This is a genomic window from Mesorhizobium sp. B2-3-2 (assembly GCF_006442295.1).
Lineage (GTDB): Bacteria > Pseudomonadota > Alphaproteobacteria > Rhizobiales > Rhizobiaceae > Mesorhizobium.
The window spans coordinates 10376-32836 of sequence record NZ_VFWA01000014.1; the positions used below are offsets into that span (position 1 = coordinate 10376).

The window sequence follows — 22461 nt, forward strand, 5'->3', positions numbered from 1 at the left end:
AGCGGCGATCAGGTGCTAGCTTATTGGGGTTGCGACAGGACCAAACTTGGTCGTGGCGGCTTTCTGGTTTCTGCCGATGATGGATGTCATCGGCAGAAACAATCCCAGAGAACGACCAAGGGACGCGTATTGCCGATCAAGAATGAGCGGGGCGACTTTGGCTACGGTTGCGATGATCGGAAGACTGGCTCGACGGGTGCTGCAAGCTGCCAGGCGCAAGAGTGCGGGCCGCACGCGCCTGGCCAATATCGCACACCTTCTGACCGGCAATTTTCTTGGCTCATTGCTGGCGCTTGTAGCCTTTACGCTTTCAGCACGAGCGCTTGGCGTGACGAACTATGGTGAGCTTGCATTGATCATCGCGTTCACAAGGGTCGTCGAGCGCGTTGTCAGCTTCCAGTCGTGGCAGCCAATTATCAAATACGCAGCCGGCATGAACGCGTCCGAGGGCCACGAGAATTTGCGCGTCCTCATGAAGTTCGGCCTGCTTATCGATGTCGGCGCCGCTGTCTGCGCCTGGGTCGTCGCCATTGGCGCGGCCCTTCTCATTGCGCCGGTTTTCGGTTGGTCGACGCAAATCGTGCATCTTCTTGTTCTCTACTCCAGCGTTCTGCTGTTTCAGATTTCCGGCGTCCCCGTGGCTGTCCAACGCATGGCCGGCAACTTCCGCCTCCTCGCCTATGGGCAGTTGCTCAACGCCGTTCTGCGCGTATTGCTGTGTCTGCTCGGCGTGCTGATCAATGGCGATCTCGCTTATTTCACAGCGGTTTGGGCCGGAACGCAGATCCTCGGCTCCCTGGCGCTCCTGACGCTGACCATGCGCGCGCTACACAGGCAGGGTGTCCACAATGTCCTGGGCGCGCCTTTGGCCGGCATCACACGCCGCTTCCCTGGCATCTGGGATTTCGCGTGGTCGTCGAACATTTCACTCACTTTGCGCGCGAGCGCGCAAGAGCTCGATACACTGCTGGTCGGATGGCTAGCCGACCCGGCCTCGGCTGGCTTGTACCAGATCGCCAAGCGCATAGGCCGCGTCGGCCAGCAAGTAGGGCCGCAGGTGCAAAACGTTCTCTATCCCGATGTCGCCCGCCTTTGGGCAAAAGGCAGCATCGAGGAATTCAAGCGGGTGATCTTTCAGACCGAAGCCATGCTGCTCTGCTTTGGCGTCATTTGCGTCCTGGTCGTGGCGGTGCTCATCCGGCCGCTGCTCGCCTGGACCGCGGGACCGGAGTTCATAGGCGCAGCCAGCCTAGTCATCGTGCAGATGGTGGCTGTCACGTTCGTGCTTTCGGGCTCAGCCGCCCGCTCGGCGCTGCTTGCCATGGGCCGGCAACGTGAGGTGTTGCGCATTGTTGTCGTTGCGACAGCCGCCTTCCACGTAACGGCCCTCCTGCTCATCCCGCGGATCGGCGCGATGGGCGGCAATATTGCCCATATCGTCCTGGGCATTCTGTGGGCCTTCGGTCTGGCGCTTTCGTTGCGACAGGCACTCAAGACCGCCCATCACCCCGACCGGCAAACCCCGCCGGCGGACGCTCTCAACCAAGCAAGTCTTGCCCCTTCAAAGGCGATCTAGATGTCTCTTGCACCTCAAGCTCTTGCACCTCAAGCTCTTGCATCTCGAGCCCCGGCACCTCAAGCCCTGGTCACTTTGCCTGCAGCGCAGCGGCGCTCGCCTTCCTCACCTTCGTTGCTCACCCATCTGCAACGACTCGAGGCTGAATCAATCCATATCATTCGCGAGGTCGTCGCCGAACTGCGCAACCCGGTGATGTTGTATTCGGTGGGCAAGGACTCGGCAGTGATGCTCCATCTCGCGATGAAGGCCTTCTATCCGTCGCAGCTGCCGTTCCCCCTCCTCCACATCGATACGACGTGGAAATTCAAAGAAATGATCCGTTTCCGCGACGAGACTGTCGCGCGGCTCGGTGTGAAGCTGCTGGTGCGTCGCAACGAGGCCGGCCTGGCCGAAGGGATCACGCCATTCACACACGGCTCGTCGACCTACACGCAGATCATGAAGACGGAGGCGCTGAAATCGGCACTGACCTCGCTCGGCTTCGACGCCGCTTTCGGCGGCGCGCGGCGCGACGAGGAAAAGAGCCGCGCGAAAGAACGGGTGTTTTCGCTGCGCAGCGATAGCCACGGCTGGGATCCAAAGAACCAGCGCCCGGAACTATGGAACCTCTACAACGGCCGGCTGAAACCAGGGGAGTCGGTCCGGGTCTTTCCTCTATCGAACTGGACCGAAATCGATATATGGCAATACATCATGAGGGAGAACATCCCCATCGTCTCGCTGTATTTCGCGGCCAAGCGCCCGGTGGTGGAGCGCGACGGACAGTTGATCATGGTGGACGACGACCGTCTGCCGCTTCGCCCAGGCGAATCCCCCGAAATGCGCTCGGTCCGCTTCCGCACGCTTGGCTGCTATCCCCTCACCGCGGCCACCGAAAGCACTGCCGCGTCTGTTCCCGAAGTGCTCCAGGAAATGCTTGTCGTGAGGACCTCCGAACGATCGGGCCGGCTGATCGACCATGACGAAGCAACATCGATGGAAAAGAAAAAGCGCGAGGGGTACTTCTGATGCTGGGTTTTGCTCAAACCGCGGAACTCGAATCTTCCTCGATAGACGAGATCACTTCGCAATATCTTGCTGTTCACGAGAAGAAGAGCCTGCTGCGATTTTTGACATGCGGCAGCGTGGATGACGGCAAGTCGACGCTGATCGGCAGGCTGCTCTACGACACGAAGCTGCTGATGGAAGACCAGCTTGCCACACTTACCCGCGATTCCCAACGCCACGGCACAACCGGCGGCGATCTCGACTTCGCCCTTCTGGTCGACGGTCTCGCCAGCGAGCGCGAACAGGGTATCACGATCGACGTGGCCTATCGTTTCTTCGCCACGGAGCGGCGCAAATTCATAGTCGCCGACACGCCCGGCCATGAGCAATACACCCGCAACATGGCTACCGGCGCATCCAATGCCGACCTGGCGATCATTCTTGTCGATGCGCGGCAGGGCATTCTGACCCAGACACGCCGACATTCCTTCATCGTTTCGCTGCTCGGAATCCGGCATGTCGTCCTTGCGGTCAACAAAATCGACCTGGTCGACTATTCGCAAACGGCATTCGAGGAGATCGAGGCGACCTATCGAAGCTTCGCGGAACCGCTTGGCTTCGTTTCTCTGGAGGCCATCCCGCTGTCGGCGCGTTATGGCGACAATGTTCTTTCGAAAGGCGAGAACCTGCCCTGGTACCGGGGCCCGACGCTCATCGAGCATCTGGAAACCGTCGAGGTGGAACGAGACCGCCGTAGCGCGCCTTTCCGGATGCCGGTGCAATGGGTCAATCGTCCGAACCTCGACTTTCGCGGGTTTGCCGGCACCGTCGCCGCCGGCGTGATCCGGCCGGGAGACCGTGTGGTCGTGGCACGCTCCGGCGTGACAAGCTTGGTCAAGCGCATCGTCACCCAGGACGGAGACCTGTCGGAGGCAGCGGCGGGCGAGGCTGTCACGCTGACGCTCGAGGATGAGATCGACGTGTCCCGCGGCGACGTCCTGGCGGGGGCGGCGGAGCGCCCGGAAGTGTCAGATCAGTTTGCGGCCCATCTGCTCTGGATGCACGAGGATCCATTGATCCCCGGCCGCCCGTATCTGATCAAACTCGCCACCAGCGTGGTGGGTGCGAGCGTCACGCAGATAAAACACCGGGTTGACATCAATAATTTTGCAAAACTGGCAGCAAAAACCCTCGAGAAGAACGACGTCGGCTTTGTCAACTTGACGACGCAGGCGCCGCTCGCCTTCGACCCCTTTTCCAGCGTGCACGAAACCGGTGCGTTCATCGTCATCGACCGGATCAACAACCACACGGTCGGTGCCGGAATGATCGACTTCAGTCTGCGCAGGGCGAACAACGTCCATTGGCAGGCACTGGATGTCGACATGAATGCGCGGGCGATCGCCAAAGGTCAAAAGCCCGTGGTGCTGTGGTTCACAGGCCTGTCGGGCTCCGGAAAATCGACGATCGCGAATCTCGTGGAGAAGCGCCTCCATGCGCTGGGCAAGCACACCTACCTGCTTGATGGCGACAATGTTCGCCATGGCTTGAACCGAGATCTCGGCTTTACCGATGCTGATCGCGTGGAGAACATTCGACGCGTGGCCGAGGCCGCCAAGCTGATGGTCGATGCCGGACTGATAGCGCTTACTTCATTCATTTCGCCGTTCCAGGCGGAACGGCGGATGGCGCGCGACCTCTTCGGCCCAGGGCAGTTTATCGAGATCTTCATCGATACACCATTGGAGGTCGCCGAAAGCCGCGACCCGAAGGGCCTTTATCGACGCGCCCGAAACGGGCTGATCCAGAATTTCACCGGCATCGGCAGTCCCTATGAACGCCCAGAAGCGCCACAGATCACGGTAACGCCGGATCTGAGCGCCGAGGGGGCCGCGGAAGCGATCGTCAGCTACCTTGAACGAGGCGGCTACCTCGGAACTGCGACCGGGTAACAGGCGATGGTTGGAGGAGCTAGCCAGGGGCCGGTACGGGTTTGCTTTCCATTTATCGGTGATGATGTCGGTGGAAGCCACATCTCGGCGCTCAAGCTCATCCAGAATCTCGATACATCGAAGGTCGTTCCGATTCTGGTGCTTCAGGAAACGGCCGGGCCTCTGGCGGCCTTTCTGCAAATGGAAGGCCAGCCCTTCATGGGTTTCCCGCTGCCGACGACTTCGCCTGGAAAGGGAACAATTCCCGGCGATGTCATGACCTATCTGACCAGTACGCTCCCGCGCATGCGGCGTTTCATCAAGGAGCAGAAGTTCGATATCGTTCACACCAATGACGGCAGGACGCATGTGAATTGGGGCATTGCGGCGAGGCTGTCAGGTGTCCGGCTGGTTTGGCATCATCGCGGCGACCCCGACGCCAAAGGCGCCAACGTGCTTGCGCCGCTCATCGCGCATCGCATGGTGACAGTGTCGCGATTTTCGCGACCGCGGCATCCGATCAGATCCCTCAAGGGACGGCTCAGCGTCATCCATAGTCCCTTCGACCATCCGTCGACTGTGCCTGACAGGATCGCGGCCAAGGCTGCACTTCTGGACGAGCTAGGCCTTGCACCGGGAACACGCGTCCTGAGCTTCATCGGCGGGCTGATCGAACGAAAGCGGCCGCTCCTCTTCATCGATATCCTTGATCGTTTCGTGCGGGAGCATCCGCAAATCCCAGTCGTCGGCTGCGTGTTCGGGAATTCTCCCGCGGGCTCGCAAGATCTTGAAGCTGCCGCCCGCGTGCGCTGCGCCGAGCGCGGGCTCGGCCAAACGGTGCGCTTCATGGGTTTTCGCAACCCGATCGAACCTTTCCTCGCGGCAACGGATGTTCTGGTCGTTCCCGCCATGGGAGAGCCCTTCGGCCGAACCCTTATCGAGGCGATGTTCCTTGGGACGCCGGTGGTTGCAACCGATCATGGCGGCAATCCGGAAGCCATCGAGAACGAGCGGACCGGATTTCTGGTCACACCGGAAGACGCCGGGGCCTTCATGGAGCCGCTATCGCGGTTGTTGTCCAATCCGCCGCTCTGGGCCCGGATCAGCGATGCAGCCCGAGACCACGCCTTCTTCTCCTACAGCACGCACCGCCATGTCGAAAATGTCATGAAGATCTATGACAGGGCGCTTTGCTCCCGCAAGGCCGGCTTGGCGACCGACCTAACCAGCGAAATCGGCGGTTAAAGGGTTTCACAATGCGGGTAGAGCACATCGATTTCCTTGTCATCGGAGCCGCAAGAAGCACGACGACCTGGCTGCAGCAGCAGCTTCAGGCCGATCCGGGCGTCAGCACGCCGGTATCTTGATAGACGCATCCAAGGGAAGGGCCTCCTTTGACATGAGTGAGTTTCGCGAAAAGTCAGCTGCGCCATTGATATATGGTTCCCCCGGCATGGATCGAGGTCTGCCGTACGAAGCCCATCATCCTGCTCGCAATGCGAACCAAGACACGGCAGCTACCCAGAGTGGGATCGTTGCCACGACCCGGGCCGGTCAAGTTGGATATCGCCGCGAAATTGACGGCCTGAGGGCGATCGCAGTCGTTCTGGTGATTCTCTACCATTCAGGGCTTCGCGTCGCGGGCCTTGACCCCTTTGCCGGCGGTTTTATTGGCGTTGATGTCTTTTTTGTTATTAGCGGCTATCTGATTGGCTCGATTGTACAGCGGGAAGTCATGGAGGGGACTTTCTCGTTCGCCAACTTTTACGAGCGTCGCGCGAGACGGATCTTACCTGCTCTGTATACCGTCTTAGCGGTAACGATCCCATTCGCTTGGCTATATATGCTGCCGAGCGCCTTCAGAGACTATTCGGCGAGCCTTTTTGCAACCATCTTTTCAGCTTCCAATCTATATTTCTGGCATGTTGCGAGCTACGACGCAGCCGACAATCTTTTTCGTCCGTTAATTCATACATGGAGCTTGGGAGTCGAAGAACAGTTCTACCTGATCTTCCCCTGCTTTCTCCTACTGGTGTGGAAATATGCTCGGAGGTTTTTAACCCCCATCCTGTGCCTTGGGCTCGTCGTTTCGTTCATTCTTGCGGAGTGGATGACAAGGCATTTTCCGGATGCATCTTTTTTTCTACTGCCGCCTCGAATCTGGGAACTAGGGTTGGGGGTGTTTCTGGCAAGACGCGAATTGACTGGCGGCCGGCTTGTGTCGATGCGCTCTTCACGAGTCGCGCCTGCGGTCGGTTTGGTGCTCCTGATCTGCGCGGTGCCGTTGATGAGACCGCAGTGGCACCACCCAGGACTTGTAACGCTGATCCCGGTTGCAGGAACGGCATTGCTTATCTGGTATACAGGGCACGGCGATCCCATTACACGAGCGCTTTCCTCCCAACCGTTTGTATTTGTCGGCCTGATATCATATTCTCTCTATCTTTGGCACCAGCCGATATTTGCTTTCGGCAGAATGAGTGCGACCAATTCTGTCGATGGCACGATGGTACTTTGTTGGATTTTGATATCTGTTATACTTGCCATTGCGACTTACCGCTTCGTTGAGATGCCGACCCGCAGCAGAAAGCGAACCAGCAAGCCCGTTATATGGCTGATTGCCTCACTAGGGGCCGTACTACTCAGCGGCGGCGGATACTACTGGTATGTCCAGAATGGCATGCCAAGCCGTTTTGCGGACGGCCTTGCCCCGATTGCCGCTGCATCCGATATTCGCGAGGCTCAGATTTTTCAGAACGGGAAGAGCTGTCTCAACTTTGCGCCTGAACAGGGCCCTTGTACCTTTCATGGCTCTAACCCCGAGGGCTATGCTCTTGTTAGTTTAGGTGACTCTCACGCCCGCACTCTGCTTGGTCCGATGCGAGACAGCCTCGACGACTACCGAGATATCGCCTCGTTCACACCGCTCAATCGAGGCGGCTGCGTATTTCTCCTGGGTTTGCAAAGGGTTGACGTGGACCAACCGGGTTGTCCAGGCGACTACAATGACAAGAGGCTCGACTACATAGGCAAGCTGAAGCGGCCGATAGCCGTGCTCTTGTGGCGTCTCCCCATTCTCGTGGAGCAGAGCCGTTATGACAATGGCGAGGGGGGAGTCGAGCCGGGCGACGATCACCCGCATTTGGCCAAGCTGGGTGAAACCGGGCCCGCCGATCCGGCTGCGGTCGCCACGGCCATTTCCCACACCATAAACACACTTCTGGAGCGCGGGGTGAAGGTTGTCTTAGTCTATCCAGTCCCGGAGATGGGTTGGAACGTCCCGCAGGTACTTCTCATGCGGGCCAGACGCCAGAACGATCCTGCAGCTTATATGCAGGCGGAACCGATTTCGGTTTCCTATGGGGATTTCCGCCGGCGAACGCAACGGACATACGAATTATACGATAATGTCGGATCCGATCCAAATCTCGTGCGTGTATATCCGGAGAAGGCCTTCTGCGATCAACTGCGCTGTTTCGCCAATCGAGGCTCTCAGATTTTTTATCGGGACGACAACCATCTCAGCGAGACCGGCGCGTCCAAGCTCAACGTTTTGATCATGGACGCCATCAAAGCACGGTGGGGAAATGACCGATGACAGACGAAGGAGAGCCGTGGACTTTTTCGAGGGGGAAGCCTTATGCGACGGCCCAGCACGGAAGCGACAAGGGCTGCCCCTTGCAGTAGAGCTCGACGCTATGCCTTGCGGTGGTATATTTCGAAATACGGGTCCAAAGAGCTGGCAATTCTCTCATCCATGTAAGCGATCTCGTCTCTGTTGAAATAGTCGACATAACCGCCAATTTTACCCCGCCGCACCTTAAAACTGTCGGGGTTCGACTGGTCCGTCGGGCGCATTCTTTCGTGACCGAAAGCGTCTGCCATTTCGATCTTTCGCAAATTCTCGAAAGAGCCAAAGGTTGTCGCCTCATCGAGGATCGTTTCCGGCACGCCCTGAATGCCCAGAAAATCCAGCGCCGTGCGAAGCGCCGATTTTGGAGCTTGGCGCATATGTTCGTAGGACAGCATTTGAAATGCCTTCACCTTGTCGCGGTTGTGCGCCCAGGCGTTGTAGAACGCTATGATGGAATCAATGCCGCCGACATCCTGGGCCAGAAACTCATTGATCGTCCCGTCAAACACCTTCATTCGGTGCGTTGCGTCAAAATAATATGAAACAAGCACGTCTCTCGGATCACGAACCAGAAATAGGATCTTTTTTCCCGAATATCTTGACTTATCGGCCTGTATTTCGCTGGGACGCTTAAGGTTTGGACTGTCGTCGTGAGAAAAGCCAATGCAAGGGATATTCGACGAGATCTTCCAGAAATGCTGGATTTCCATGGGATTCTGCAGGTTAAGGCCGTAGTGTTTGTCGATGACGCGGCCAACCATGGTGCGCAGCCACGTTCGACCGCATTTCGGGTATGAAAGCACAAAGGAGTCCCGCGACCAAAAGATCATCTGGCGGCGCAACGCTCCCAGGGGACCCGAGTAACGTATTTTCTTTGGAACGACGGCTTCGCCAAGGAAAAAGGTAGCGTCGCGAAGATTGTTCTTCAACTGTCCGAGCATAGAAAGCTTCCTCTGCTAGCGTGAGCTTGGCGCATTAGCGTCGCCGATAATGAAGTGCCCGAAGAACGGGACCGCCGTACCGAAACTCAAGCGACCATTTTAATCTCCGCCATTGTAAGCCATTGCATTGGTGCAGCGAGACCTAGCTAGCTGGCTGGCCCGGACTGGTGGGAGTACCTCTTTGGATTAACGCGGCAAAGTCCGCTTGCAGTTCCGATAGTCCCCCCATGCACAAAAGCATGTGTTGCTTAGAAAGCGGGTAAAGCGCCCCATAGCAGCGATAAGATCGTAGCCTCGAATCCGAACGATTGCAGGCCAACCTGTTCTTGATTGAGCAAGGGACTGGCAGGCACGGATTTGTGCCTGCGAGTTCAAACAGCCGCGTCTCTTAACGTGCTCTCTTGGAGCGCGGCGGCTAAGCTTTGTCGAGGTCTAGAATGAGCCAGTCAGATCAGCCGTTTGAGGCAATCAGTCCACTGGGAGGCCAATCCCTTTTGCTGGCCACTGCAATCGCTCTCGGCCGTCTCGTCAGCAAGCCGCGCACAATTGTTCATGTGCTGTCGTACTTGCGCCGGCGGGTGACCGGGCGCGCCAAGGCCGTTGGCAAGAACCTTCATCTCTACATCATCGACCTGGCCCTGGCGCTGGCGGCACTGTCGTTTGCTTCATTCATGCGATTGGGCCTTGATGGAGAATTCACCGGTCCGGAAAGCCACGCTTCGTTGCTCTTCGCACTCCCTTGCTTCCTGCTTACATGCGCCGTGGTCTTCCCGGTGACTTGCCTCTACACCCGCAACTGGCGATATGCTTCCGTCGGCGACATGCTCGGTATCGTTCGCGCGGCATTCGTCACATCGCTGGCCTTCGTGTTCCTGATGTTTGTGGCTACACGGCTCGATTCGATTCCGCGCTCGGTGATAGTGATCCAGTTTCTGTTGCTCGTGCCGCTGCTTATTTCGGTTCGCATCCGCTCCAAGCTCGTTGAGCTAAGCCGCTTTGGTCCGACTGCGAACAGAGCGAGAAACGGACGCGACGTGGTCCCTGTGCTGCTGATCGGTGCAGGCGATGCGGCCGATCTTTATATTCGCGCGCTGCAGCGGGATCCGAATGCACGCCATTGGCCGGTCGGCGTGCTCGACAATGGCGCAACGACAGAGGGCTATTTCCTGCGCGGCGTGCCGGTTCTGGGCAGCATCGAAGACTTCGACATGGTCATCGGCGATCTGGAAGGTCGCGGCATCAAGCCCCGCCACGTGATTTTCACCGAAAGAGTGCCTGGCCTCGTCGACCCGACGCTTGAAGCGCTGATCGACCGGGCCGACCGTCTGGGCATCGCTGTCTCTCGCCCCGCCCCCGTCCTGGAGCTGCGCAATCCTAAATATCAGAGTCGCTTCGACTTGCGCCCGATCGAACTTACCGACCTGCTGGAGAGGCCGCAGGCGGTTCTTGATAAAGATGCGTTGTCCCGAATGATCGAAAACAGGCGCATCGTCGTCACCGGGGCCGGAGGCTCGATCGGTGGAGAGCTCACGCAGCAGATTGCCGCGCTCGGTCCCACCGAAGTGGTCCTGATCGATAACAGCGAGTACAATCTGTACGCCATCGATCTGGAGTTGGCGGAGAAATTCCCGAATGTGCGCCGGAAGCCATATATCTGCGACGTACGCGACCCTGTTCGCCTGGGGGAGATTTTCCGACGCCATCGCGTCGACCTGGTCTTCCACGCGGCGGCACTCAAACATGTGCCGATGGTCGAGTTGAATCCCTGTGAGGGCATTCTTACCAACGTCATCGGTACTATGAACGTGGCAGAAGCGACTCGCCTTTGCGGCGCCAAGGCAATGGTCCAGATATCCACCGACAAGGTTGTGAACACGACCAGTGTCATGGGCGCTACCAAGCGCCTAGCGGAACTCTATTGCCAGTCCCTGGACCTCGCCTTTACCGCCGGCGATACCCCCGTTCGCTTCATGACCGTTCGTTTCGGCAATGTTTTGGGTTCAAGCGGGTCGCTGATCCCGCTATTCAAGCGCCAACTCGCCCACGGCGGTCCGCTGACCGTGACCGACATGGAGATGAAGCGCTTCTTCATGACAATACGCGAGGCGGTTGAATTGACCTTGCAGGCATCGGCCCATGGTCTGGAGAAAAAACTCGGACAGGGCGAAATCTTCGTTCTCGACATGGGTGCGCCAATCAAGATCATCGACATGGCGCGCCGCATGATCAAGCTCGCGGGATTTCGGCCGGATGAGGACATCAAGATAAAGATTGTCGGCTGCCGGCCGGGAGAAAAGCTGTTCGAGGAACTCTTCGACGAAAGCGAAAGACGTGTCGACGTTCCGATTTCCGGAGTCTTGGGCGCCGTGCCCAACGCGATGCCGCTTGACACGCTTCGCAAGGGATTTTCGCAATTGCGTCGCTTGGCGAGGGCCGGCGACACTGAGGGAGTGTTAAACCTTGTTGCGGATATGCTTCCCAGTTACCGCAGAGACGAAGCCAAGCCTGCGGCGGCGGTGACGGCGCCATTCGTGCCCCATGTGATCCTCGGTTCAGCCAAGGCAACCACGCGTCCACACGAGGCGGCTGCTTGAGGCCCAGCGGGAGCGCTGCCGTGCTAAGGCATATTGCCTCGGCTCTGTTTGTCGCGCTGTCGTGCGGTACTGCACTGGCCGGGGCGCCTCAACCTCAGCCGACAGTGGCCGAGGCACGGGAGGCGGTCGAGCTTGCGGGGGCCTATTTCCGCGATCATCTCGGTGTAGCGGGAACTTATGTATGGAAATATTCCCTCGACGGCCAAAAGAGGGTGGGCGAAGGCGGTACCGTGCCCGCGAGCGTTGGCTGGGTGCAGCCGCCTGGTACGCCGGCCGTCGGCGCTGCGTTCCTGCGCATCTTCGAGGTTACCGGCGACAAGCAATGGCTTCAGTCTGCCCAGGTCGTGGCAACCGCTCTCGTCAAGACTCAGCTGGAGTCCGGCGGATGGTTTTACAAGATCGAGACCGACCCGCAAAAGGCGGCGACATGGTGCTACCACGCACTGAAGCTGGGCAGGAATACCTGTCGCGATATCAAGGATAATCCGCAACGCAACGAGACTGTCCTCGATGACAACAACACACAGAGCGTGCTGAATTTTCTGATGTGGTTCGACCTGGCGAGCGGCGGTTCGGATCCGGACGTCCGTTCCTGCATCGACAGGGCGCTTCATCGATTGATGCGGGTGCAATACCCGAATGGGGCCTTCCCAGTGTTCTTCAAGGGAGCCGCGCCTGGGGCGGATGTAAAGGCTGCGGCCAAGGCGAGTATTCCGGCCAGTTGGTCTCACGAGTGGCAGAAGCCTGATCGTCCGCCCTACTTCATCATCAACGACAATCTTCCCCGCGATATGGGTCGTCTCTTTCTAAACGCCTACCGCACATATCATGATCCCGCATATCTCCAGACGGCGGAGAAGGTCGGTGATTTTCTCCTTGCAGCCCAGTTGCCCGCACCACAACAGGGCTGGGCTCAGGGTTACGATCGTTCCATGCAGCCGGTTTGGGGGCGCAGGTTTGAGCCGCCAGCGGTCGTCTCGCGCGAAACCGCCGGCAATATCGATTACCTGATCGAGTTGAACGAGCAAAACGGGGATGCGCGGTTGCTGCACGCGGCGACGTCTGCGGCCGTCTGGCTACAGGCAGCGCGCCTGCCCGACGGCAGTTGGGCACGTTTCTACGAACTCAACACCAACCGGCCGCTTTACATCGATGAGGGCGGCCAAGTGACCTTCGACGACATGGACCTCCTGAAACACTACGGAATGAAAACCGGTGCAGAGATCGAGCCGGTGTTCGCTCGGCTCGAGGTTGCAAAGCGGGGGCAGAGAGTTTCACGTCAACGACTGTGGATCAGTGCCGCGGATGAGTTGAGCGCTGGCGAACTGAATTCGAAGGTGCGTCAGCTCGTCGACAGTCAGGATACCCAGGGACGCTGGGTCGAGGGCCGGTTTATCGAGGGGGAAGACTTCGTCGAGGGCGTGTTCGCCCTCGCTCGTTTCATCTCCGCGCCAGCATCAGAGCCGGCGAAATAGTTTCTGCATATCGCTCGCTCTTGCCATGGGGAGATCCTGACCAAGATCTTCCGGTGCGCCGATTTAGCCTTTTGTAGAAGCTGGAAAGCTCGGCTGGTGGGCCTTAGATCGGCCTGCGTAGGAAAGGTCGCGAACGACCGTACTTGGGGCGAGCACCGCGAAGAAAGCGCGCGACCGTTCTTGGAGTTGGGCCGTCGCGCAAAATCGCAACACTGGGCGCCATTCCAAGCAGCAGAGGCACGACAAAAAAACGACCGTAGATGTGGGGCAGCGCATTGGCCAGCGCCGCGAAGAGGAGAACGGTCGTCGCCGTGCAAATGGCAGATGCCCTGCCTTCACGATTACGAGCGGCAAGGATGGCGATGGTGATGCCTGCCACGAGCAGGAGCAGAAAACCGACGAATCCGGGCAGCCCTGCCTCGACCCATATGAGGAGATAGGCGTTGTGAACCGGGGCGTGCAATTCGCTGACGTGCCGATACTGGTCGGCACCGATGCCGAGCAGCGAATTATTGTCCGCTTTGCCAATCGCCTCATGGATGAGCCGCATACGGTCCGCAAACGTGCCAGCCTCATCGAGGTCACCATTCTGCAGCGCATTCAGCACGCGGCGTTGGAAGACCTCGGGCAAGAAGTCGCGGCCCCAGGTAACTGCAATGAAGAATGTGGCGAGCGAGGTCACAGCTAAAGAAATGATACGGCGCCACGAGCCCGTCGCGACCACGAAGATGGTGACCGCAAAGACAAGGCCGATCAGGCCGGTATTGGATCCTGTCAAAATAATGCCATAACCAAAAAGCGGCAGTCCGACCCAAAGCCAGCGAGGCCTTATGCAGCCTGACGCCACCAGCCACAACATTAGCGGGACAGAGAGCGCTATCAGCGTTGCGCATTCATTCTCGCGTTCCACCCAACCCTGGAAGCGACCATTGCCGCTGACAAAGACGGTGCCGCGTTGCTTGAGGATGTCGATTATCACTATCCCCTGCAGACACATCACGGCGATCGAGCAAAGAAATGATTTCATCAAGAGAACGATTTCGGCCCAGGGCCTCGACACGACCATGAAGGCCAGGAGAAAGTAAGCGTACAGATATTGCGCCGAGATGATGAAGCCTCGCTGCGGATCTCCGAGGATCAGACTGCTTAGCAGCAGCATCCCGCATAGTAGGGTGATGCCGATGTTCCATAGAAACGTCCCCGCCCCCAAGGGAGAGATCGAAAAGGATTTCCCGAGCATGGCTGCAAATACGGCCACGAGAGCGAAGCCGTCGCTGATGGTAAAGTAGAATGCATCAAAACGAAGAATATTGAAGGGCGTGAGAAAGACGGACGCCACGGCGAACCAAAGCCCGAGTCTCTCGGCTACCTCTGGCAACGATGTGACGGCCGGTTTGGGGCCGGGCCTTGTCCAATAATGGCGAGGAGCCCTGGCGTAGTTCATCCTCACTCCTGAAATCTGTTTTGAGAGTCCGTTTCGCCAGCCCTCATTGGGCCTGCAGTTCAGCCTATCTGCCAAGATAGGGCCCGGGCCGGTTACGCTATCCTTTTGGATGATGTTGCCTTTGCGGCTAAGCCTCTTGAGCGCGATTGCGGCCGCACAACCATGTTAAAACTGTCGTCGCGGTAAGTCGCGAATTCGATGCTGGGTTGCCTCCAGGTCCGATGTGGCAGGGCCGGATTAGACCAGTCGAAGACAAAACAAAAAGGGGCGGGATCTGTGAGCTTGATAGACGACAACAGCGTGTGGAGCCGTCTGGAACCATTCCTTCAAGAGCCGATCGAGCCGTCGAAGGAACGCACTTTCGGCCCGCGCGAACTCTACACGCTTTTCCGAAGGCGCCTCCCTTTAATCCTTGCGGTCGTAACTACCGGCACCGCTCTCGCGCTCATGGCGGCCATGGAACTTCCCAAGACGTATACCGCTCGTTCGATGATCGTTGTCGAATCCGACGATCCCAATCCTCTCGACACCGCACAAGCGCAGCCTAATCAACAGCCTGACAAGTCGCGAATGGACACCGAGGCGGATCTGATCACCTCTCGTGTCTTTGCCAGCCTGGTCGTCGACAGACTGGACCTCATCAAGGACCCGGACTTCAACACCTATCTGAAACCAGCCGCGAGCCGAGCTTCCCCTTCGGATTCGGGCCCTGGACTGCTGTCACAGACCGTCGGCTTGATCGTCTCGATACCGCGAGCGCTATGGAACCTTGTCGCCGGCGCCGACCCGCAGGATGCCGCATCGCTGCCATCGAAGGGGGTTCAGCAAGATCGGGCGATCTCATCGTATCTGTCGAGCGTTTCGGTTGACCGGTCCGGAGAGAGCTCGGCGATGACGATCTCCTTTTTCAATGACGACGCGTCGAGGGCGGCCCTGATAGCCAATGCGACGGCCAAACTGTTCGTGGAATGGTCCCGGGACAACAAGCGGCAGGACATCAAGGACGCCGTTAGCTTTCTGAGGCAGCAATCGACGGAGCTTGCGTCACGGATAGCCGCCATAGAAGGCCAGATCGCCAAGTATGCGGCAGAACACGGCGTGTCCAGCGATCCGCGCGATGATCTGCTGCGCGCCTCGATCCAGCAAAGCAACGAGCAGCTCAGCACCGCCAGAGGTGAATACACGCAAGCGCAGGCGCGCCTCGCCCAGGTCAGGCTGGCGGCCAAGAGCGGCGACGCGGGCGCCAACGTCGATCCCCTGCTCTCATCGGACTTCCTGACGTCCCTGCGCAACGACGAAGCGACGGCGATGAGGGACCGCGCGCAACTGGCCAGCAACTACGGGCGCAATCATCCCTTGGTCCAGGAGGCGGATGCAAAAGTAGCGGCCGTCCGCACGATGATCTCTCAAGAGATGCTGCGTACGATCGCAATCCTGGAAAATGACGTCCGCGTCAACGAAGGCAGGGTCAACCAACTCGCGAAGACTTTGGAGGAGTCCAACGAGCAACTGCGGCAAAGGAGCCTGGCGGAAGCGAAGCTCCGGGAACTGAACAACCAATTGTCGACCGAGCAGAAGCTCTACGACCTCGTGTCAGGCAGACTTGGCAGCCTCGATCCGTTTTCCGAGGCGGTCGAGCCCGGCGTGCGGACGGTTTCCGCCGCCGAGATTCCGACGAGCCCTTCCTTTCCCAAACTTCGTTTGATGACGGCGGGCGGTTTCGCCGCGTCGCTGATCCTAGCCCTGATCCTTGTGCTGACGCTTGAAAGCATGGATGTGAGAATACGCGAGTCACAACGGGTATCGAAGCTTATCCGTGCGCCACTGCTGGCATCGATTCCGCAACTGCCCAAGAAGTTCCTGCAACGCGCCACGCCCCCTCTTGAAACCTTGTTGTCGCAACCGCGGTCGGCCTTCTCCGATGCCTTCCGGTCGCTGTACATGGCCTGCACCCGGATGAACGGTGGCCGGAGCAAACAGGTGATCCTGGTCAGCTCAGGACTACCGCAGGAAGGCAAAACAACGACGGCCATGGGCCTCGCCGTGGCAGCTGGAATGGACGGCGCCCTGACAGCGCTGATCGATCTGGATTTGCGAACCCGCAGCATCCATAGCGCCATGGAGTTTGGGCCCGCCGACAAGACACTCAACGACTACCTACATGGTGGTTGCACCCTGGCGGAGATCGTTCAGACGCTTCCTGAAGTTCCGCGACTGGATGTGCTGGCGCCATCTGCCGACGACCAGACCTTGCCTGAATTCCTCAATTCCAGCCAATTCGCGAAATTGCTGGAGGCGTTCCGGCTGGAATACGACGTGGTGATCATCGACGCGCCGCCTGTGCTCGTCGTCGAAGACGCTATCAGGATTGCCGCCTCGGTGGACACTGTCGTGGTCGTGGCCGCGTGCGACAACACCACGCAAGAAGCTCTCGCCCAGGTTGTCGAGCGCCTGCGGTTCGCTGGCGGCCCGTCGATCGGCTGGGTGTTCAACCGCGTCGACCCCTTCCGACAGGCCCGTGGTGCCCTGCGGAAAGCCTATTTGAAACGGCAGCAGATTCGTCGTTATTTTCCCGCTTGACCGCCATCGGCCGCGCGGCCGATCGGGCGCGGCCGACTATATTCCCATCGCCTCGAGCAGGGTTTGGTTCACCTTGTGAACATCGAACCGGTCTTCCGCGAGCTTTCTTGAGTTGGCACCCATTTTTGCGGCGAGTTCCTCATCGTCGAGAAAAGCCCGCTGCGCCGAGGCGAGAGCTTCCACGTCTCGCGGCTCGACCCGGAAACCGTTCTCGCCCTCGATCACCGTTTCTTGACAGCCAGGGGCGTTGGTCGTGATTATCGGCCGGCCGGTCGACAAGGCTTCCAGCGCGCTGCGAGGAATGCCCTCCCTGTAATAGGACGGCAACACGAACACGGTGGACGCGGTCAAATAGGGACCGACGTCGTGTGTTTCGCCGAGATATTCGACGGCACCTTCCTTGGTCCACTGGTCCATTTCGGCTTTCGAGATGGAGAGGGGGCTCGGATCGAAGGGCCCGAGAATCTGAAAGCGTGCAGCGCGATACTTGGTCTTCAGGATACGCGCGGCGGCAGCAAACTCGGCAATTCCCTTTTCGCGTAGCAAGCGAGCGATCAGAAGGAAGACGGGAGGCCCTGAAGGTGGGCGGCTTGCGGCAAACAGCGTCAGGTCCACTCCTGAACCCGGGATCATGATCACCGGCGTCGTCGCAGAAACCATCCCATGGCGCCGGATGTCGGAAGCGTCGGCTTCATTGTAAGCGAAAACTGCTTCGCAGCCGACCAGCGCCGAGCGGTAGAGACCAATACTCAACCGGCGCAAGACAGTTGCGCGCAGTCCCGTGATGCTGCCGCTGAATATGAAGCCGAAGCCTGTAAAGAGCGCAAACCGGCGCGGTACACGGGCAAGGCGGGCAGCCAATCCACCATAGATGATCGGCTTCATCGTATACGCCAGGACGATTTCGGGCGCCAAGCCGCGGATGAGCTTGTAAAGCGCCTTGAGCGTTCGCAAATCGGCCAGCGGACTGGTACCCGTCCTGGCCATCGGAATCTGTCGGAAGGTCACGCCAATTGCCTTGAGCCCGGCGATCGCCCGCTCATCTTCGTCGGGGGCGAGCGCGATGACATCATGCCCGGCAGCGACCATGGCCTTCAACAATTCGAGACGAAAGTTGACAAGCGAACGCGTCAGGCTCGCAATGACGACGATGCGCTTGCGACGCATCGCATAGTCCATAGGGGCGCGAGGAGAGTCTCGACCATTCATGTGCACAGCAACCATCAGCCGCTCCTATCGGATATGGCGACGACGCCCTAGAGCTGCTTCGTAGAGTTCCAGGTGCCGGCCGACGTAAAGGGAAAGCGAGAAGTTCTCCATGATGCGACGACGCGCTTGTTGACCCAGGGCGCGGCGCTCGGCCGGTTCAAGGCTGACAAGCCTGATCAATCCGGCGGCCAGTGCTTCACTGTCTCCCGGTGGAACGACCACGCCGCTGTCGCCGACCAGCCAGCCAGAGTCGCCGACCGCGGTAACCACCGCCGGCACGCCGCTGGCCATCGCCTCGCCTACGGCAAGGGAAAATGCCTCGCCCCAGGCCGAGCAAAGCGCGTAGACATCGAAGCCCGGCATGAGGTCGGCGATGTCAGCGCGGATGCCCGGCGTGGTAATGCGGTCGTCTATGCCGAGCTCACGGGCGGTGCGCCGCACGGGGCCGTCGGCATGTCCCTCCCCGATAAATATGCCCTGAACGTCGTATCCCTGCTCCAGGAGCCGGCTGATGGCGCGGACCAGGCTGACCTGGTCCTTCATGGGATGGAAGCGTGCCACATGGCCGATCATCAGCCGTCCGGGCGGCAAGCCGAACAGGCGGCGCAGTTTCGCACCGGCGTGGACCGAGGGGGAAAATTGATCGCAGTCCGTCCCGTTCGGGATAACCGCCCTCCGGCGCGGATCAAAGCCCAGGCGCTCGTGATCATCGGCGGCGACGCGCGAGCAATATGAGATCGCGCTGGTGCGCCTCGACAGGCGGGCCGAGAGCCGTATCAATTGGCGCGTCAACGGTTTCTCGTCGGCTAGATCTCGAACCGTGTGATGGATGCTCCAGATGACCGGCGAGAAATTGAGCCCCAGCATCGAGCCGAGCGTTGCCGCGACGTTGCCGTGATACATCCATCCGTGAAGAAGATCGGGCGCCGCCCGTCTTATCGACCGCGTCAGCCGAACGACATCGCGCGGTCGCGGCCGTTCCGTCATGCCGAGCGAAACGAGCCCCGATCTTGTATATTCTACGTTTGCAGCCACCGGACCGGGTGAAAGCAGGGACAGAACTGAAGTCGAGAAGCGATTTTGGTCGACCTGGCCAAGAAAACGGGCAAGCATGACCTGAGCGCCGCCGACGTCGAGACTGGTAATGGTGTGAAGAACACTTGTGTGCACGCAAGCTTCCCAGCTGTCTGCAACGCTCCGCCCTGAGGAAGCATTCAATCATCCGACAGTATCCAGCCGCACCATACGTTGGTTGCAGCCGACATCCAGTTAGCCAAATTAGGTGGGAACCAGACCGAAGGTTGTCACCGCTCCACCAAAGGTATGACTCATTGTCCTCGCGCAGGTGTCGCTAGGGTCTTTGCAGGAAAATTCTATGGTGGGCTTCCATGGCATCTTATTGCAATGCGGCGCGGAGCAGGCGATCGACAGGCGCATGGACCAGTACATTCCTTGCGAAAGCACTGGGATCCGCCGGTATTGCGATCCTTGCGGTTGCAGCGATTCTGATTTCCCAGCTTGATGCCTGGGCCGCGGCGGACGATGATTACAAGCTTTCGGTCGGCGATGTGGTGTCGTTTGACTTCATCGACGACGCGCTTCCTGCCGAACAACTCACGGTCGCCAGCGATGGCGCGATCAACATTCCGCTGATCGGCAGCTTTGAAGTCGGCGGCCTGACGGTACCCGACGCCTTGAGTCGGATCCGTAAAGCATTCATCGCGCGTGAACTCTTCAATGACCCGCATATAGCCCTTGCGGTGGTGAGCTTCCGCCCGATCTTCGTCCTTGGGGATGTCAAGGCGCCGGGCTCATTTCCTTACCAGCCGGCACTGAATGTGGAGCAGGCGGTGGCGCTTGCGGGCGGCCAGTCGACCGGGGGAGCCACGGCGGAGGATCGCGTCGTAACACGCGCCCGGTTGCGCGGAGCTCTTGATGAAAGCGTGGTGGAGATCGCCAAGGAGGCGGTCGCCGCTGCGCGCATCAAGGCCCAGTTGGCAAACAGCGATAAGATCTCGGAACTGGATCTGCCAGCCAAGATCAAGGGGCTGATGAATGCCAACCTGCTCGCGACGCTGCTTCCTACCGAGCAGCGCATCCTTGAAGCAGATCAACAAGCGCTGACCACACGTCGCAAGCAGCTCTCTGCGGGGATCGAAGAAGTGAATGTTGCCCTCGCCAATGTTCAACAGCTTTCGGACATACAAAAGACGGTGATCGCTTCGGCACAGGCGGATCTCGACCGCATCAGGGGCCTCAACAAGAAAGGTCTCGTCACAATCACAGACCTCTCGAACGCCGAGCGCGAAGCGACCACGCAGCAATCTCATCTGCTTGAGATCTACAATCAGGCATCGACGGTGCGCCGCGAATTGAGCCAGTTGCAGCGCGACCTGGATGACGCCACCCAGACCTGGACACACACGGCGCTGACGGATCTCCAGGCCCACAACTCTGAAATCGAACGCCTGATCGCGGTTCGAGAATCGACCGAGGAACAGATCCTGCTGTTGAGCTCACTGGCCGCGGAGCAGACACGCAGCAACAACTCCATCACGTTCACCTACCAGATCCGCCGCAAGGTAAATGGCCAGACCGCCACAAAGGTGGCGACCCTCGACGATCCGGTTGCGGCCGGAGATACGATCCTGGTGTCAATAAACCGCCTGGACAGCGCCCAGGACGCGACAAGCCGTTCAGCCACTACCTTGGCGACGACCTCTTCCGTCCAGGTCGGACCGTCGCAATGATCGGCCTCAGCACCCCGACAGCACGTTCCGGCGGCTGGACTGCGCGCGTTCCGCCTGGCCGGGCCATACCAAGCCGTATCGCCGCGGTGGTCCTTTTGGTTCTCAGCCTGCCGCTATGGCTGGTGGCTGCTGTCCTTGTCTGGGCGAACATTGGCCGTCCGCTGTTTTTCCGCCAGTCTCGCAGCGGGCTGGAAGGTCGCCCGTTCGTGATCTGCAAGTTTCGTACGATGCACGAGGGGCGAGACGGGAACGGCATGCTGCTCCCCGACGCCTTGCGTGAGACGCCGGCCACGCGGCTGATGCGCTCCGTCCGTATCGATGAGCTGCCGCAGCTTCTCTCGATAGCCAGGGGGGACATGGCCTTCATGGGGCCCCGTCCGTTGCTCCCGGCCACCATCGCCGAATTCGGCGAGCTTGGGCGTATTCGCGGCACGGTCCGCCCCGGCCTGTCTGGATGGGCACAGGTGAACGGCAATACCCGCCTCACCAACAGCGAAAAACTGGCGCTCGACCTCTGGTATGTGCGCAACCGCAGCCTGTGGCTCGATCTGCACATACTGGTTCTGACTGTCCAAGTGGCACTGTTGGGCGAACGCGTCGATCGCCGCCATGTCGACCATGCTTTGAAGGCTATGCCTGCCGGGACGGTCCGGCCATGAACCCAGCACTCGGTCGACTTCTGGTGATCGCACCGCATCCTGATGATGAGGTCCTGGGGTGTGGCGGCACGATAGCCCGGATGGCTGCGCAAGGCGCAGAAGTTCATGTCGCAGTGGTTACGCGAGGCAGCCCGCCCGCCTTCACAGAGGAGATGACGGAGCGGGTTCGCAGCGAGGCCAAGGCGGCGCATGCCTGTTTGGGCGTGCAACAGACGCATTGGCTTGATCTGCCGGCAGCGCAGATCGCCGAAACGCCGCACGCGACGCTCAACAGGGCGCTGCTGACCCTGTTGCGGGATGTCGTGCCGGATACGTTGCTCATCCCCTTCGTCGGTGATGTGCACATGGACCACCAGTTGATCTTCCTGTCATCGCTGGTAGCCGCTCGCCCGACCCAATCTCAATATCCGCGGACGATCATGGCTTATGAGACCGTCTCCGAAACGAACTGGAATGCGCCCTATGTGACGCCGAGCTTCGTGCCGAACGTCTTCATAGACATCGCATCGACGCTGGACCGCAAACTCGAAGCTGCGTCGATGTTCGCCTCACAGATCAGAGATTTCCCGCACGAGCGTTCGATCGAAACCTTGCGGGCGCTTGCGATCGTCAGGGGCACCGCCGCCCATCTGAGGGCTGCCGAGGCCTTTGTCCTTCTGCGAAACGTCATTTGAATCC

Annotated in this window: 15 protein-coding genes; 11 read left to right on the forward strand and 4 right to left on the reverse strand. The window is 59.3% G+C overall.

Going from position 1 to position 22461, the window contains the following annotated elements; genetic code table 11:
- The first annotated feature begins 79 nt into the window (after positions 1-79).
- The 5 genes from FJ964_RS24440 (at position 80) to FJ964_RS24465 (ending at position 8095) form a co-directional block, all read left to right on the forward strand.
- Positions 80-1576, forward strand: a complete 1497-nt coding sequence (locus FJ964_RS24440) for a lipopolysaccharide biosynthesis protein (RefSeq protein WP_246676219.1) — start codon at positions 80-82, stop codon at positions 1574-1576.
- Positions 1577-2587 carry a sulfate adenylyltransferase subunit CysD gene (cysD, locus tag FJ964_RS24445; protein WP_224713188.1) on the forward strand — a complete coding sequence of 337 codons (1011 nt, stop codon included), beginning with the start codon at positions 1577-1579 and terminating at the stop codon, positions 2585-2587.
- Positions 2587-4518, forward strand: a complete 1932-nt coding sequence (cysN, locus tag FJ964_RS24450; RefSeq protein ID WP_140552772.1) for a sulfate adenylyltransferase subunit CysN — start codon at positions 2587-2589, stop codon at positions 4516-4518. Before cysD ends, cysN begins: the two co-directional genes overlap by 1 nt.
- A 6-nt stretch (positions 4519-4524) precedes the next feature.
- Positions 4525-5742 carry a glycosyltransferase family 4 protein gene (locus tag FJ964_RS24455; protein ID WP_140552773.1) on the forward strand — a complete coding sequence of 406 codons (1218 nt, stop codon included), beginning with the start codon at positions 4525-4527 and terminating at the stop codon, positions 5740-5742.
- A gap of 154 nt (positions 5743-5896) precedes the next feature.
- Complete coding sequence (locus FJ964_RS24465; protein ID WP_140552774.1) at positions 5897-8095, forward strand: acyltransferase family protein; 2199 nt, start codon at positions 5897-5899, stop codon at positions 8093-8095.
- A gap of 98 nt (positions 8096-8193) precedes the next feature.
- Here FJ964_RS24465 and FJ964_RS24470 read toward each other — a convergent pair whose 3' ends face one another.
- Positions 8194-9072 carry a sulfotransferase domain-containing protein gene (locus tag FJ964_RS24470; protein ID WP_140552775.1) on the reverse strand — a complete coding sequence of 293 codons (879 nt, stop codon included), beginning with the start codon at positions 9070-9072 and terminating at the stop codon, positions 8194-8196.
- Positions 9073-9509: 437 nt separating this feature from the next.
- Here FJ964_RS24470 and FJ964_RS24475 point away from each other — a divergent pair, with 437 nt between their 5' ends.
- Complete coding sequence (locus FJ964_RS24475; RefSeq protein ID WP_140552776.1) at positions 9510-11666, forward strand: nucleoside-diphosphate sugar epimerase/dehydratase; 2157 nt, start codon at positions 9510-9512, stop codon at positions 11664-11666.
- A gap of 20 nt (positions 11667-11686) precedes the next feature.
- Complete coding sequence (locus FJ964_RS24480) at positions 11687-13141, forward strand: hypothetical protein (protein ID WP_140552777.1); 1455 nt, start codon at positions 11687-11689, stop codon at positions 13139-13141.
- Between the two features lie 103 nt (positions 13142-13244).
- Here the strand turns inward: FJ964_RS24480 and FJ964_RS24485 are convergent, their stop codons facing one another.
- Positions 13245-14585 (reverse strand): O-antigen ligase family protein, encoded by a 1341-nt coding sequence (locus FJ964_RS24485; RefSeq protein ID WP_140552778.1) that lies wholly within the window; start codon positions 14583-14585, stop codon positions 13245-13247.
- A 282-nt stretch (positions 14586-14867) separates the two neighbouring features.
- Here FJ964_RS24485 and FJ964_RS24490 point away from each other — a divergent pair, with 282 nt between their 5' ends.
- A complete protein-coding gene (locus FJ964_RS24490) occupies positions 14868-17165 on the forward strand; it encodes a polysaccharide biosynthesis tyrosine autokinase (RefSeq protein WP_181172604.1) in 2298 nt (765 codons plus the stop codon).
- A gap of 36 nt (positions 17166-17201) precedes the next feature.
- Here the strand turns inward: FJ964_RS24490 and FJ964_RS24495 are convergent, their stop codons facing one another.
- Positions 17202-18389, reverse strand: coding sequence for a glycosyltransferase family 4 protein (locus tag FJ964_RS24495; RefSeq protein WP_224713187.1), 1188 nt, complete (start codon positions 18387-18389; stop codon positions 17202-17204).
- Positions 18390-18398: 9 nt separating this feature from the next.
- Positions 18399-19544 carry a glycosyltransferase gene (locus tag FJ964_RS24500; protein WP_181172605.1) on the reverse strand — a complete coding sequence of 382 codons (1146 nt, stop codon included), beginning with the start codon at positions 19542-19544 and terminating at the stop codon, positions 18399-18401.
- Positions 19545-19762: 218 nt separating this feature from the next.
- Here FJ964_RS24500 and FJ964_RS24505 point away from each other — a divergent pair, with 218 nt between their 5' ends.
- The 3 genes from FJ964_RS24505 to FJ964_RS24515 are packed head-to-tail and all read left to right on the forward strand — an operon-like array spanning position 19763 to position 22457.
- Positions 19763-21124 carry a polysaccharide biosynthesis/export family protein gene (locus FJ964_RS24505; protein ID WP_140552781.1) on the forward strand — a complete coding sequence of 454 codons (1362 nt, stop codon included), beginning with the start codon at positions 19763-19765 and terminating at the stop codon, positions 21122-21124.
- Positions 21121-21783, forward strand: coding sequence for a sugar transferase (locus FJ964_RS24510; RefSeq protein ID WP_140552782.1), 663 nt, complete (start codon positions 21121-21123; stop codon positions 21781-21783). The genes FJ964_RS24505 and FJ964_RS24510 overlap by 4 nt, the downstream gene beginning before the upstream one ends.
- Positions 21780-22457, forward strand: a complete 678-nt coding sequence (locus FJ964_RS24515; protein ID WP_140498445.1) for a PIG-L deacetylase family protein — start codon at positions 21780-21782, stop codon at positions 22455-22457. The genes FJ964_RS24510 and FJ964_RS24515 overlap by 4 nt, the downstream gene beginning before the upstream one ends.
- Positions 22458-22461 lie beyond the last annotated feature (4 nt).